Source organism: Rhizobium sp. IBUN (genome assembly GCF_000510625.1).
Taxonomy (GTDB): domain Bacteria; phylum Pseudomonadota; class Alphaproteobacteria; order Rhizobiales; family Rhizobiaceae; genus Rhizobium; species Rhizobium altiplani.
In genome coordinates this window covers 35839-48862 of sequence record NZ_AZNV01000011.1, presented here as the reverse complement: position 1 = coordinate 48862, position 13024 = coordinate 35839, and the positions used below count along the sequence as shown (strand labels likewise).

Genomic DNA, 13024 nt, shown 5'->3' with positions numbered 1-13024 from the left:
GCTGAGGCCCGGCAGAGCGGATGCCCGGCCGGACCTTTATTCACGTTCCGCTCAGATGGCAATTGCCAGGCGGCGGGTCAAGCTGTTGAACACTGCGTCAATTAGACGGCTGCTGTGCGCCGGTTGCAGGGGCGGGAGCTGCATCTTCGGCTGGCGCCGCCTGGTCGGATGCCGGCGCGTTGCCGCTGTCAGTATTGCCGCCCTGCGGCTGAATTTTGTCCATCACGCTCGCCCGCACCATCTGCGCGAATTCCGCCGGTAGTACGGACTGCAACTTGACGACCATCGAGTCCAGGAACGGCTTCGACTTGGCGTTGTTCACCCAGGCCGGGCGGTGATCCGCGTCCACGAGCCAGTTCCAGAAGGCGACGGCGACGACGAGAAGAAGTATGCCCCTAGCCGCGCCGAAGAGAAAGCCCAAAGTGCGGTCCAGCGCCCCGATCCGGCTGTCGATGATGAAGTCCGCGATCTTCATGGTGATGAAGGAGATCACGATCAGCGCGATCAGGAACACGACAGCTGCCGAACCGACGAGCGCGATGCGGTCGTCGTCGGTGTACTTCTTCGCGTAGGGGACGAGGTAGGGATAGAAATAGTATGCGGCGGCTGCAGAGCCGCCCCAGCTTGCGATAGAAAGAACTTCGCGGGAGAAGCCGCGGACCATTGCAAGTACGGCGGAGAAAAGAACGACGCCGATGACAATACCGTCGAAAATCGTAATGGGCATATAAATTCAACTCCAGGACCGCCGTTTATATACGGCTTGGTCGCGCCTCATTGCGTGCTTCCTATAACATCACCGGTGTAGGCGATGAAAGGATCAAACCTCTTCTTCCACACGTCGCAGTGCGCCTTTCGAACCGGCAATCCGTGCAACCAGGTCCGGAAGGCTCTCGATCTCGCTCCAGCGACCGCCGGAACCCTTTGGCAGGTCGGCTGACGCCGAGGGAAGCAGCGCGGCAGAAAAGCCCAGCTTCTCGGCTTCTTTGAGGCGCTGGGACGTCTGTGAAACCGGCCGGACGGCGCCCGACAGGCTGACTTCGCCGAAATAGACACAATTGGCCGGCAGGGCAATACCGGCGAGCGATGAAACCAAGGCCGAGGCCACGGCGAGATCGGCCGCCGGTTCCGAGATGCGGTAACCGCCTGCAATGTTCAGATAGACGTCATGCTGACCGAGCCGAACGCCGCAATGCGCCTCGAGTACGGCAAGGATCATCGACAGGCGCGCCGAGTCCCAGCCGACCACTGCGCGGCGCGGGGTGCCGAGCGATGTCGGGGCAACGAGCGCCTGCACTTCGACCAGGATCGGGCGCGTGCCCTCCATGCCGGCAAAGACGGCCGCTCCCGGTGATTTCTCGTTGCGCTCGCCAAGGAATAGCTCGGATGGATTGGCAACCTCGCGCAATCCCTTGTCCGACATCTCGAAGACACCGATCTCGTCCGTCGGACCAAAGCGGTTCTTGACCGTTCGCAGGATGCGATAGTGGTGACCGCGATCGCCTTCGAAGTAGAGCACGGCATCGACCATATGCTCAACGACACGCGGCCCCGCGATCTGTCCGTCCTTGGTGACGTGACCGACAAGAACCATGGCTGCACCGGTCTGTTTCGCGAAGCGGATCATCGACTGAACGCCGGTGCGTACCTGCGTTACGGTTCCGGGCGCGGACTCGGCCAGTTCGCTCCAAAGCGTCTGGATCGAGTCGATGATCACGAGATCGGGCCGCTTGCCTTCGGCGACCGTCGCCAGAATGTCCTCCACATTGGTTTCCGCGGCGAGCAGCACATCGGTGTCGGCAGCCTGCAGGCGCTGCGCCCGCAGCCGTACCTGGGCGACCGCCTCTTCACCCGATACGTAGATGACGCGGTGGCCGTGGCGCGATAGAGCTGCCGCCCCCTGCATCAGCAGCGTCGATTTGCCGATGCCGGGATCGCCGCCGATCAGCACGGCCGAGCCGCGCACGAAGCCGCCGCCGAGAGCCCGATCGAGTTCGGAAATGCCTGTGTGGATGCGTGGAGCTTCCTCGATTTCGCCTGACAGCGTCGTCAGGGTGACCGGCCGGCCCTTCTTCGGCGTCTTCGCCGGGCCGCCGCCGATGCCGCCCATCGGGTCTTCTTCGACGATGGTATTCCACTCGCCGCAGTTATCGCATTTGCCCGCCCAGCGGTTGTGGACCGCGCCGCAGCTCTGGCAGATGAAATGTGTCCTGGCCTTCGCCATCAATCATGCTTTCGGTTGGATGGCCGCAACGCGTCGCATCGAATCACTTTGATGGCTCAAATAATCATTCCCGGAACCGATCAAAACTAATGATTTCCCTATCAGGGGCTGCGGTGGCATTTGTTCTCCACTGTCTTGAAGGCCACGACGATGCTGGATTACTCGCTTGCGCATTGGATCGCGTTCTTGACCGCGGCGGTCCTGCTCAATCTGTCGCCCGGTCCGGACATGGCTTTCATTCTCGGCCACACCGTCAAAAGCGGCACGAGGACCGGCTTCGCCGCGCTGTTCGGCATCTGGACGGGCGCCAGCCTGCATGTGGCGATGGCGGCATTTGGTCTTTCGGCGATCCTCGCCGCCTCCGCGCTGGCCTTCTCGGTGGTGAAGTGGGTCGGCGCGATCTACCTCGTCTGGCTCGGCATTCAGGCATTGCGCTCGAAGGGCGGAGGAGGCCTGGTCAATGCGGTGAAGGATGTCCTGCCCTGGAGCCGCGTCTACAAGCAGGGCATCCTCGTTTCGCTGCTGAACCCGAAAGTCGCGGTCTTCTTCCTCGCCTTCCTCCCGCAGTTCGTGGTGGAGGGTGCCGGACCGACGTGGCTGCAGCTGGCGGTCCATGGCGTCTTCATCATTGTCGTTGCAGCCTTCATCGAGCCGCCGCTCATCCTGGCGGGAGGGCGCCTCGCCGATCTCATCAAACGCAGAAAGAGTATCGGCCTCTGGCTCGATCGCGGCCTTGGCGCGCTGCTGGTGGCACTGGGCGTGCGATTGGCGCTAGCGACGCGCTAGGTCCTTAGTCTTCCTCGTACAGGTAACGCCGCTCGTGCCGAAGGCCGATGCTGGTCAGGATTTCGTAGCCGATCGTACCCGCCGACCGAGCGACGTCGTCGACCAGCACGTTCTTTCCGAACAATTCCACGTAATCGCCTGCGCGCACTGCGTTTTCCGGAAGGTCAGTGACGTCGAAAATCGTCAGGTCCATGGTGATTCGGCCGGCAATGGGAATCTTCCGGCCAGCCAGGAAGCCATAACCTCCCTCGGGCACGACCTGTCGCAGTGGCACGCCACCGCTCGACTGGCTACGCAGGTAGCCATCGGCATAGCCCGCCGACACGACGGCGAGCCTGCTGTCGCGGGTCAGTTGCAAGGCACGGCCGTAGCCGACGGACTCGCCTGCCTTGGCCGTGCGCACCTGAATGATCCGCGCCTCGGCGGTCACCACCGGTCGCATCGGGTTCGCCAGGCCGTTGACCGCTTCGCCGCCATAGAGTGCTATGCCGGGGCGCGTGAGATCGAAGTGATAGTCGCTGCCGAGGAAGATGCCGCCCGACGCCGCAAGACTTGAGTCGATGCCTTCATACGCCGCGCTAACCTGCCGAAATGATTCAAGCTGTTGCTTGTTCATCTCCGAGGAATGGTCGTCACTGCATGCGAGATGGCTCATGACGAGCACCGGCGCAAAACTTGCCGGGCGTGAAACGTCGTCAGCGAGCGCCATTGCCTCTTCCATGGAAAGGCCCAGCCTGTTGAAGCCCGTATCGACATTGAGCGCGCAGGGGTAGTCGCCGTAGTCGGCAAGAACCGCCATCCAAAAGGCGAGTTGCTCCTCCGATGAGATGACCGGGACGAGGTCGTTTTCGAAGAGTCGCCGCTCTGTACCAGGCCAGACGCCGGACAGGACAAAAATGCGGGCGTCGGGCGCATAAGGCCGAAGCGTCACGCCCTCATCGACGGTCGCCACGAAGAAATCGCGCGCGCCGGCCATGAAAAGCGCCTCGCCTGCGTCTTCGATCCCGGTGCCGTAGGCATCCGCCTTCACGACCGCGGAGGCTCGCGCCTTGCCGGAGCGCCGCGCCATGTCCTTCCAGTTTTCCGTCAGCGCCGTCAGATCGACGGTCAGGCGCAGGCCAGCGGAGTCGAATGGGTCTTCATCTTCGAAACTATCAACAAAATCAGTCATCGTGCTTCACAAAAATAGGGAGAGTGCTAGTCGGGTCGCAGTCTAGAGATCAATAAGGCAAAGTGGAAGCAAGCCAAGGAGATATCCATCTTGCGATCACTTTTGTTCAAGACGCAGGGGCGCGCCTGCAGTAGTTTGGTTCGATGGAGAACGTATCGCAGAAAGAGGCGGCCGACGCGATGCCGCTGGCAGGCATGGAGCGGGCACGGTTCTGGCGCGACCGGCGTTTCCGTAACATGGAGTGCCTGAGCGCGAGCTTCGTGACGCATGAATATGCGCCGCATGCCCATGACACCTTCTCGATCGGCGCGATCGAAAGCGGCACGCAGATCGCGACGATGAAGGGCGTCCGGGAGGAAACCGGCGCAGGCGATCTCTATCTCATCGACCCGGGCGTCGTGCATGACGGTGTGCCGGGTGGCGATGGCTATCGCTACCGAATGATCTATCCGGACACCAAACTCTTCGTCGATATCCTCGAAGACGTGACCGGCAAGGCCTTCAACGCCACCCCATCCTTCCCCAAGGAGCTTCTCAGCGATCCCGAGATGGCCGCCACCTTCCATGCCGCCCATCGCGTCTTGGAGAGCGGCGCCGGAGCGTTGGAATCCGAGGAGGCGATGTTTCGCGTGCTTGCCGCGATCTTCCAGCGTTACGGCAGCACGATCGTCGTGCCGGTGGATACCAAGGAGCGCACAGCAGTCGGCCGCGCGCGAGACTATCTGACCGACAATTTCGACAGCGACGTCGGGCTGGACGAATTGGCTAACGTCGCGGGTCTGAGTCGCGCGCATCTCATCCGGGCATTCCGGCGCGAGTATCACATCACTCCGCATGCCTTCCTGACCGACAAGCGGGTGCGCGAGGCGCGCAAGCTGTTGCGGGCAGGGCAAGCGCCCGCCGATGTGGCGATCCAGTGCGGTTTCGCCGACCAGGCGCACTTCACCCGCCATTTCAAGGCACGCACGGGCGTCACGCCGGGGCAGTATCGCGTGGGTTGATCACTTTCGTTCAAGACCATCGCCGTGCAACGGCTTAACACCCTCCGAACTTTCGCGGTTCTGGAGGTTTCAATGTTCACTCAAAGGCGACGGACAGACGATTTTCTTGCCGGGGCAAAGGCAATCCTGCCGCTCGTCGTCGCCGTCATTCCGATCGGTCTTGTCTTTGGCGCGGTTTCGGCCACGAAAGGGCTGTCTGCTCTCGAAGCCACCCTGATGAGCGCACTCGTCTTTGCCGGTGGCTCGCAGTTTGTCGCTATGGATATCTGGACGCACCCCGCCAGTTGGGCGGGCGTCGGATTTGCCGCCCTGCTTGTCAATATCCGCCATGTCCTGATGAGCGCATCGATCGGCACGAAGATGCAGGCCTTCTCGGGCTTGCGGAAGTATGCCGCCATGCTGTTCCTCGCCGATGAGATATGGGCGATCGCAGAGTTCCGTGTGGGCGTAGCGCGACTGACGCCATCATGGTTTGCGGGCGTCGCGGCGCCGTTCTATGCAGCCTGGGTCGGGTCGACCCTGGTTGGCGCATCGCTCGGGGCCTTCCTTGGCAACCCTGCCGCGATCGGGCTCGACTTCGCCTTTCCGGCAGTCTTCGTCGTGCTGACAATGGGTTTCTGGAAGGGACGCGCGACGGGCTCGGTGCTCGCCGCCAGTGCGCTGGCCGCTGTTCTGGTGCACCAATTCGTGCCCGGCGTTTGGTACATCGCAGCTGGGGCCCTCGCTGGACTTGCCGCGGCGCTTTGGACAGGCAAGACAAAGGCAGTCACGGCATGACCCTGGACTTACATACGCTTCTTGCGATCCTCGCCATGGCGGCTGCAACGGTGCTGACCCGCATGAGCGGCCTGTTTCTCCTTCGCCATCTCGAGATGACGGAACAGACTCGCACGGCCATCGAGGCGATACCGCCAGCGGTTCTGATGGCTGTCATCGCGCCCACCGCCTTTGCGACAGGCTGGGCCGAAACGGCAGCCTCCCTGGTGACGGCGCTCGCAGCGCGGCGGCTGCCGATGCTCGCAAGTGTTGCCGTCGGTGTGGCGACCGTTGCCATCCTGCGAACTGCCGGCTTGTAGATCGAGCAGTGTGCTGACGGAAAGGGTCCCGTCAGTGCTCTTCGTACTGAATGAAGGAGGGATCGGCGAGGTCGGCGAAGCGGGTGAATTCCGATTGGAAGGCGAGCTTCACCGTACCGGTCGGCCCGTGGCGCTGCTTGGCAATGATGACGTCGGCCGTACCCTTCACCTTGTCGAACAGCGCTTCCCATTCGGCATATTTCGGATCGTTCGGATCGCGCGGCTCGAGGTTCTTGACGTAGTATTCCTCACGGAACACGAAGAGCACGACGTCGGCGTCCTGCTCGATCGAGCCGGATTCACGAAGGTCGGAAAGCTGCGGGCGCTTGTCGTCGCGGCTTTCGACCTGACGCGACAGCTGGGAGAGTGCAATGATCGGAACGTTGAGTTCCTTACCGAGCGCCTTCAGGCCCGTCGTGATCTGGGTGATTTCCTGCACGCGGTTTTCGCCTGATTTGCCCGAGCCGGTCATCAGCTGGATGTAGTCGACCACCAGGCAATCGAGGCCGCGCTGGCGCTTCAGGCGGCGGGCGCGGGCGGAAAGCTGCGCGATCGAGATACCACCGGTCTGGTCGATATAGAGCGGCACCTTCTGCATCATCATCGAGCAGGCAACGAGCTTTTCGAAGTCGGCATCGTTGATGTCGCCGCGGCGGATCTTCGAGGAGGAGACTTCCGTCTGTTCCGAGATGATACGGGTGGCCAGCTGTTCGGAGGACATTTCGAGCGAGTAGAAGCCGACGACGCCGCCGTTCTTGGCCTTGTAGCTGCCATCGGGCTGCACTTCGCCTTCATAGGCAGCCGCGATATTGTAGGCGATGTTGGTCGCTAGCGAAGTCTTGCCCATACCCGGACGACCGGCAAGCACGATCAAGTCCGAACGCTGCAAACCGCCCATTTTGCCGTCAAGCGAATGGATGCCGGTGGAGATGCCGGACAGACCCCCGTCGCGCTCCTTGGCGACGGCTGCCATGTCGATCGCAAGCGCCACGGCATCGTTGAAGGACTGGAAGCCGCCATCGTAGCGGCCGTTCTCGGCGAGTTCGAACAGGCGACGTTCCGTATCTTCGATCTGTGTCTGCGGCGGCATGTCGAGCGGGGCGTCATAGGCGATGTTGACGACGTCTTCGCCGATGGTGATCAGCGCGCGACGCAGCGCCAGATCGTAGATCGCGCGACCATAGTCCTCGGCATTGATGATGGTGACGGCTTCGCGGGCAAGACGCGCCAGATATTCGGAAACCGTCATGTCACCGACCTTTTCCTCAGCCTTGAGGAAGGTCTTGATCGTCACCGGATTGGCGATCTTGCCCATGCGGATGATGTCGCCCGCGACTTCGAAAATCTTGCGATGCAGCGGTTCGTAGAGATGGATCGGCTTCAGGAAGTCCGACACCCGATAATAGGCGTCGTTGTTCATCAGGATCGCGCCGAGAAGCGCCTGTTCGGCCTCGATATTGTTCGGGGCTTCCCGGTAGTGCTGCTCCGCGGGAGCAACGGCGGCAATCTTTCGAGCGACGTCGTTCATTTTGATCCGTTCTGTCTTATTCAGCTTCGGGTGTGGCGCGCGCGCGCGACAAAATCAAGTGCGGAAGAGAGAAGACGCCAATGCCGCCGTCGATACAGGGGAGCTTTGCCCATTGTTCGACTTCTCCACAGTCTCACTTGCGGTTAATGCAAAAATACCGAAAGTGTCACCTGCGGAACACGGCCAAAACGACTCACTTCCATTGTGCCTTATTTGGTAGTCTAGGCCTGTCGGAGGAGACTTGCATCCGAGCAGGCGCGTCGGCACTTGAAAAACAACGGAAAATAATATAGGTAGTAAGGATATAATTAGTGCACTAACAAAATAGGGCTGAAATATATGGCAAAACCCACCCTTGGGCGTGAGCTAATCGAAGACCTTGCTGCCTTCAATCGCAAGCTTAGGGCCGTCTTCGACAAGATAGTGCGGGAGCGCAGCATGACGTTGCCGCGCGCCCGGGTCTTCTTCACGCTCAACAAGAAAGATGGGATCAATCAGCGCGAACTTGCCGAACGGCTGGAGCTGGAGACGCCAACGCTCGTCAGGATCCTCGATGCGATGGAAGCGCAGGGCTTCGTGCAGCGGCGCGTGGCCGGCTCCGATCGCCGTGCCAAGGAAATCTACATCACCGAGACCGGAAAGGTCGTGGCGGGTGAGATTGAAGACATCGCAGTAAAAGTGCGGGCGCAGGTCATTGCCGGTATTCCCGAAAGCGATCTGAAGACTACTTTGGACGTGATACGGGCCATGCAAGCCAACCTGCAGGGCATTCGGGGAATTTGAGGTCCTGCCGATGAGCCTCGCCCAGACCGCCAACGACAATGTGGCGCCAAGGCCAGCCGGGGAGGCGAAGCCGGACACGCAACCGATGTCGTCGCCGCCTCCAGCGGCGGGCGTACCGATGCCGGCCTGGAAAATGCCGCTCTACATGACGGCGTCGGTCCTGCTTTTTCTGACGCAGGGCCTCGGCATGAACCTGCTCACCGCCAATATCTATCAGCTGCAGGGTTCGTTTTCGGCGACCACGACTGAACTCTCCTGGCTGTCGGCGGCTTACATGGCGCCTTACGCCAGCATGTCGATTGCACTCTTCAAGATCCGTAGCCAATACGGCCTTCGCCGTTTCGCTGAACTCGGCATTATCTGCTTCGTCGCTGCGGCGGTGCTCAATCTTCTTATCACCGACCTGCATTCCGCAATCGTCGTGCGCACGCTGAGCGGCATGGCTGCAGCACCGCTGTCGACGCTCGGCTTCCTCTACATGCTGGAGCCTTTCCCCCAGGAAAAGAAGCTCTCGCTGGGGATCAGCCTTGCGCTGATGTGTACGTTGTTTGCTTCGCCGGTGGCGCGCATCGTCTCGCCCTCGCTGCTTCATTTCGGCGGCTACCAGGCGCTCTATATGTTCGAGATGGGGCTCGCGCTGGTCGCCTTTCCCATCATCTATCTGCTGCCGCTCACAGCACCGCCGCGGGCCAATGTCATCCAGCGGCAGGATATAGTGAGCTACCTCCTGCTGGCGGTCGGCTTCGGATGTCTCGCCGTCGTATTGACGCTTGGCCGGCTCTATTGGTGGTTCGAGGCGCCGTGGATCGGCGTGCTGCTGGCGGTGTCGGTCGGCTCGCTTGCGCTCATGCTCGCCATGGAGTTGCCACGCGCCAGTCCCCTGATCGATTTCCGCTGGCTGTTCACCGGCGCGAACATGCGGATGGCAGGCGTCCTGCTGCTCTTCCGCTTCGTCTCCTCCGAGCAGTCGTCAACCGCTGCCAATTTCTATCAGCAGCTCGGGCTTCTGAACGATCAGACAGTGACGCTCTACGCGATCATTCTCCTCGCCTCGTTGGTTGGTGGTCTTTTCTGCGCATTTCTGATGACGACGCGTTACGTCGAGACCGCCCACGTGCTGGCGCTCGCCCTTATTGCAGCCGGCGCCTTCATGGACAGCCAGTCGACGAGCCTGACGCGTCCGCCTCAGATGTATCTGACCCAGGCGATGGTCGCCGCCGGTGCGGCGATGTTCCTGCCGCCTGTCATGGCGAATGGCTTCAAGGCGGCGATCTCCCGCGGCGTGCAGTACATCGTGAATTTCCTGGTGATCTTCGTCTTCACGCAGAGCATTGGCTCGCTCTTTGCCTCGGCGATGCTCGGGACTTTCGTGACGATCCGGGAGAAGTTCCACTCGAACGTGCTCGTCGAGCATATTCTGCTGCAAGATCCGATCGTGGCGCAGCGCATCTCCCAGATGAGCGCGGCCTACGGCAAAGTGCTTGGCGACAAGACGCTGCTCAACGCGGAGGCCCTGATGTTGCTCGCGCAGCAGGTCAGCCGCGAGGCCTATATTCTCGCCTACAACGATACGTTCCTTGTCATCGGCTACTCCTCCGTCTTCGGCCTGATCGTCATTCTTCTGCATCAAGCGTGGCGCCGGCTGCCGTGGCCAGGGACAGGCCAGTCCGATGCAATCCCCGCTCAATCGTGATCTCAGGGCGTCAGCATGTTGAAATTTCTTCGGTCCCCCTCGACCATCATCGCAGTGCTCGCCGGCATCGCCGGCGTCCTGCTCGTTCTCTATGCATGGCGCCTTCCGCCGTTCGTCACGTCAGTGGAGACGACCGACAATGCCTATGTTCGAGGCTACGTCACGATCTTGAGTCCACAGGTGAGCGGCTATGTCGTCGATGTGCCCGTGAAGGACTATCAACAGGTCAAGCAGGGCGACACGCTCGCCCAGATCGATGACCGCATTTACGTCCAGAAGCTTGCCCAGGCGCGGGCTGCGCTCGACGGGCAGAAGGCGTCGCTCGAGAATTCCCGCCAGTCCGAGCTTGCGGCAAAGGCGAGTATCGCCTCCAGCGAGGCGCAGATCGATAGCGCGAACGCAGCGTTGACGCGCGCGCAGCAGGCCTGGGATCGCGTAAACAACCTCAGCAACCGCGGGATCGCATCGCAGAGCGAGACAGAGGCCGCACAGGCGACGCTTGACCAGGCAAAGGCCGCCCTGAACCAGGCGAAGGCCGCACTCGAGGTTTCCAAGCAAAACCTTGCGACGATCATCGTCAACCGTTCGCTGCTGGAAGCCAACGTCTCAAGCGCTGAAGCCGTGGTGCATCTGGCGGAAATCGACCTCCAGAACACCAGGATCCTGGCGCCACGCGACGGTCACCTCGGCGAAGTCGGGGTTCGAATCGGGCAGTACGTGACGGCCGGCACGCAGCTCATGGCGGTCGTGCCGGAGGACGTCTGGGTCGTCGCGAATTTCAAGGAAACGCAGCTTTACGGCATGCAGGTCGGCCAGCCGGTAACCATCACCGTCGATGCGCTCGGCAGGCGGCAGCTGAGGGGGTACATCGAGCGCTTCTCGCCGGCCGCCGGATCGGAGTTCGCGGTCATCAAGGCTGACAATGCGACCGGCAATTTCGTGAAGATTGCGCAGCGTGTCGGCGTGCGCATCCGCTTCGATCCCGACCAGCCGGCGGTCAAGGACTTGGGCCCGGGTCTCTCGGTCGTCGTCGATGTCGACAAAAGTGCCGCGCCGCAACAGAACACAGCATCCAAATAAGCAGAAAGCCCGGCGTGAGCCGGGCTTTCGTACATTCCAGAGAGGTTTCTCTGAAGATTAAGCTTCGTCGCCTTCGAGGTCGGCTTCCGGATCGAAGAAGTCTTCCGGACGCAGGGCGTCTTCGTCAACGCCGTAGATGGCATCGACGGAGGTGAGGGTTTCGCCCTTCGCCTGCCGGCCAGCTTCTTCAGCCGAACGCGCAACGTTGAGCTCGACGTGAATTTCGACTTCAGCGTGGAGCTGCAGTTCAACCTTGTGCAGGCCGATCGACTTGATCGGGGTGTTCAGGTGAACCTGGTTGCGGCCGATGTTGAAGCCTTCGGCAGCGAGGATTTCAACGACGTCGCGAGCAGCAACCGAGCCGTACAGCTGGCCGGTTTCGCCAGCCGAGCGAACGACGATGAAGGACTTGCCGTCGAGAACGTCAGCAACCTTCTGTGCTTCCGACTTGCGCTCGAGGTTACGAGCTTCGAGCGTTGCACGCTCGGATTCGAAACGCTTCTTGTTGGCTTCGTTGGCGCGAAGAGCCTTGCCGAGCGGCAGGAGGTAGTTACGAGCGAAGCCGTCGCGAACCTTTACGGTTTCGCCCATCTGGCCGAGCTTGGAGATGCGTTCAAGAAGAATGACTTCCATGTTGGTGTTCCTTTCGTGTCTTTAGATTTTCGTGTCTGTCTGTTTGGGGGCATCGACATCCTTGTTCGGGGTCAGTGCGATCGCCTTGCGGGTATCGCTCAGTCCCACCACGAGGATGAAAAAGGCTGGCACCATTAGGACGAGCGATGCCAGGTAGCAGAGGATGAGTGCCGGCAGGCGCCAATCCTTGCCGCGCGTGCGGAAGTGCAGCGCGGCGAAGCCGGAAAGCAGGAAGCCGGCGCCGAAGGTGCCGACGACGGTTGCTCCGATCATCGCCGGTATGCCGCCGAAGAACGTGGCGGCAAGCCCAACGAGAAAAACGAAGATTGAATTGCGGTTCATGCGCAGTGCCGAAGGAATGTCCTCACGCGGACGCAGACCACGGCCGGATGCACTGACGATCCGGGTTGCGATGTGGTAGGCGGAAAACAGCATGACCACCCACATGCCGCCCTGGATGGCAGGCAGCATGAGCAGGACCAGCGATTTGGTTTGTGCCGTCACTGCCGGATCGGGCGAAAACTCTGGCTGCTGCTGCGCAAGCGAGCCGAACAGGACATCGACCAGCCGGTCGATGAGCTCAGGACCGTAACCGATCATCACGCCAACGACGATCACCGCGATGGTGACGAGGCCGCAGAGGTGCAGCAGGATATCCGAAAGCGGATACCAGGCCATCAGATGCTCAGGCCCGCCAAGCTCCGAGGCGGGACGGGCAAGATTCGCAAGGTGGCTGAGCCACCCGGCCGGAAGCAGCGTGACCAGCGTCATCATCAGCGCGAAGGACGGCGAGATGGCGATCGCGCCGACTACAGCGGCTGCGACGACGGCAGAGATTGCCGCCATGTTGCCCCAGCCGAGGCCGACGAGAAGAATGGGAAGTGCCGAAGCAGCGTAGAGGACCGCGCTGAACGACGGCTGCAGGCTCGCGCCGAGCACCAGAAGTGCTGCGGTCACTCCAGCGAGTGCGCCAATGCTTAGCATTTTTGTGTTCAGACGGTTCACGGTCGCTGTCCTGCTTCATCGAGCAGTTAGAGGGTTCTTCTGAA

The 13024-nt window shown here is 61.3% G+C and carries 13 protein-coding genes; 7 read left to right on the top strand and 6 right to left on the bottom strand.

The genetic code is table 11. The annotated features are described in order from the left end of the window. Positions 1 to 97: 97 nt before the first annotated feature. Positions 98 to 727: a CvpA family protein gene (locus tag RHIBUN_RS0112535; protein WP_025659835.1), complete on the bottom strand. Its 630-nt coding sequence runs from the start codon at positions 725 to 727 to the stop codon at positions 98 to 100. A 93-nt stretch (positions 728 to 820) separates the two neighbouring features. Further along, a complete protein-coding gene (gene radA, locus RHIBUN_RS0112530; protein WP_018857388.1) occupies positions 821 to 2224 on the bottom strand; it encodes a DNA repair protein RadA in 1404 nt (467 codons plus the stop codon). A gap of 150 nt (positions 2225 to 2374) precedes the next feature. Here radA and RHIBUN_RS0112525 point away from each other — a divergent pair, with 150 nt between their 5' ends. Next, on the top strand, positions 2375 to 3010 hold the full coding sequence (locus RHIBUN_RS0112525) for a LysE family translocator (protein ID WP_025659834.1): 636 nt from the start codon (positions 2375 to 2377) through the stop codon (positions 3008 to 3010). 4 nt (positions 3011 to 3014) lie between these two features. Here RHIBUN_RS0112525 and alr read toward each other — a convergent pair whose 3' ends face one another. Further along, entirely contained in the window at positions 3015 to 4181 is a 1167-nt protein-coding gene (alr, locus tag RHIBUN_RS0112520) for an alanine racemase (RefSeq protein WP_025659833.1), read from the bottom strand. A gap of 179 nt (positions 4182 to 4360) precedes the next feature. Here alr and RHIBUN_RS0112515 point away from each other — a divergent pair, with 179 nt between their 5' ends. From RHIBUN_RS0112515 to RHIBUN_RS0112505, 3 genes are all read left to right on the top strand, one after another. Next, complete coding sequence (locus RHIBUN_RS0112515; protein ID WP_025659832.1) at positions 4361 to 5182, top strand: AraC family transcriptional regulator; 822 nt, start codon at positions 4361 to 4363, stop codon at positions 5180 to 5182. Between the two features lie 72 nt (positions 5183 to 5254). Beyond that, positions 5255 to 5959 carry an AzlC family ABC transporter permease gene (locus tag RHIBUN_RS0112510; protein WP_018857384.1) on the top strand — a complete coding sequence of 235 codons (705 nt, stop codon included), beginning with the start codon at positions 5255 to 5257 and terminating at the stop codon, positions 5957 to 5959. After that, entirely contained in the window at positions 5956 to 6258 is a 303-nt protein-coding gene (locus tag RHIBUN_RS0112505; RefSeq protein ID WP_025659831.1) for an AzlD domain-containing protein, read from the top strand. The genes RHIBUN_RS0112510 and RHIBUN_RS0112505 overlap by 4 nt, the downstream gene beginning before the upstream one ends. 31 nt (positions 6259 to 6289) lie before the next feature. Here the strand turns inward: RHIBUN_RS0112505 and RHIBUN_RS0112500 are convergent, their stop codons facing one another. After that, the gene (locus RHIBUN_RS0112500; protein WP_018857382.1) at positions 6290 to 7786 is read right to left on the bottom strand and encodes a replicative DNA helicase; all 1497 of its coding nucleotides are present in this window, start codon (positions 7784 to 7786) and stop codon (positions 6290 to 6292) included. Between the two features lie 339 nt (positions 7787 to 8125). Between RHIBUN_RS0112500 and RHIBUN_RS0112495 the strand changes: the two genes are divergently transcribed. The 3 genes from RHIBUN_RS0112495 to RHIBUN_RS0112485 are packed head-to-tail and all read left to right on the top strand — an operon-like array spanning position 8126 to position 11342. Next, positions 8126 to 8569: a MarR family winged helix-turn-helix transcriptional regulator gene (locus RHIBUN_RS0112495; protein WP_018116191.1), complete on the top strand. Its 444-nt coding sequence runs from the start codon at positions 8126 to 8128 to the stop codon at positions 8567 to 8569. A 10-nt stretch (positions 8570 to 8579) separates the two neighbouring features. Beyond that, entirely contained in the window at positions 8580 to 10262 is a 1683-nt protein-coding gene (locus RHIBUN_RS0112490; RefSeq protein WP_025659830.1) for an MFS transporter, read from the top strand. 15 nt (positions 10263 to 10277) lie between these two features. Then, on the top strand, positions 10278 to 11342 hold the full coding sequence (locus RHIBUN_RS0112485; RefSeq protein WP_018857380.1) for an HlyD family secretion protein: 1065 nt from the start codon (positions 10278 to 10280) through the stop codon (positions 11340 to 11342). A 57-nt stretch (positions 11343 to 11399) separates the two neighbouring features. Here RHIBUN_RS0112485 and rplI read toward each other — a convergent pair whose 3' ends face one another. Then, complete coding sequence (gene rplI, locus RHIBUN_RS0112480) at positions 11400 to 11975, bottom strand: 50S ribosomal protein L9 (protein ID WP_025659829.1); 576 nt, start codon at positions 11973 to 11975, stop codon at positions 11400 to 11402. A gap of 21 nt (positions 11976 to 11996) precedes the next feature. Beyond that, positions 11997 to 12980 carry a DUF2232 domain-containing protein gene (locus RHIBUN_RS0112475; RefSeq protein ID WP_025659828.1) on the bottom strand — a complete coding sequence of 328 codons (984 nt, stop codon included), beginning with the start codon at positions 12978 to 12980 and terminating at the stop codon, positions 11997 to 11999. Positions 12981 to 13024: the final 44 nt, after the last annotated feature.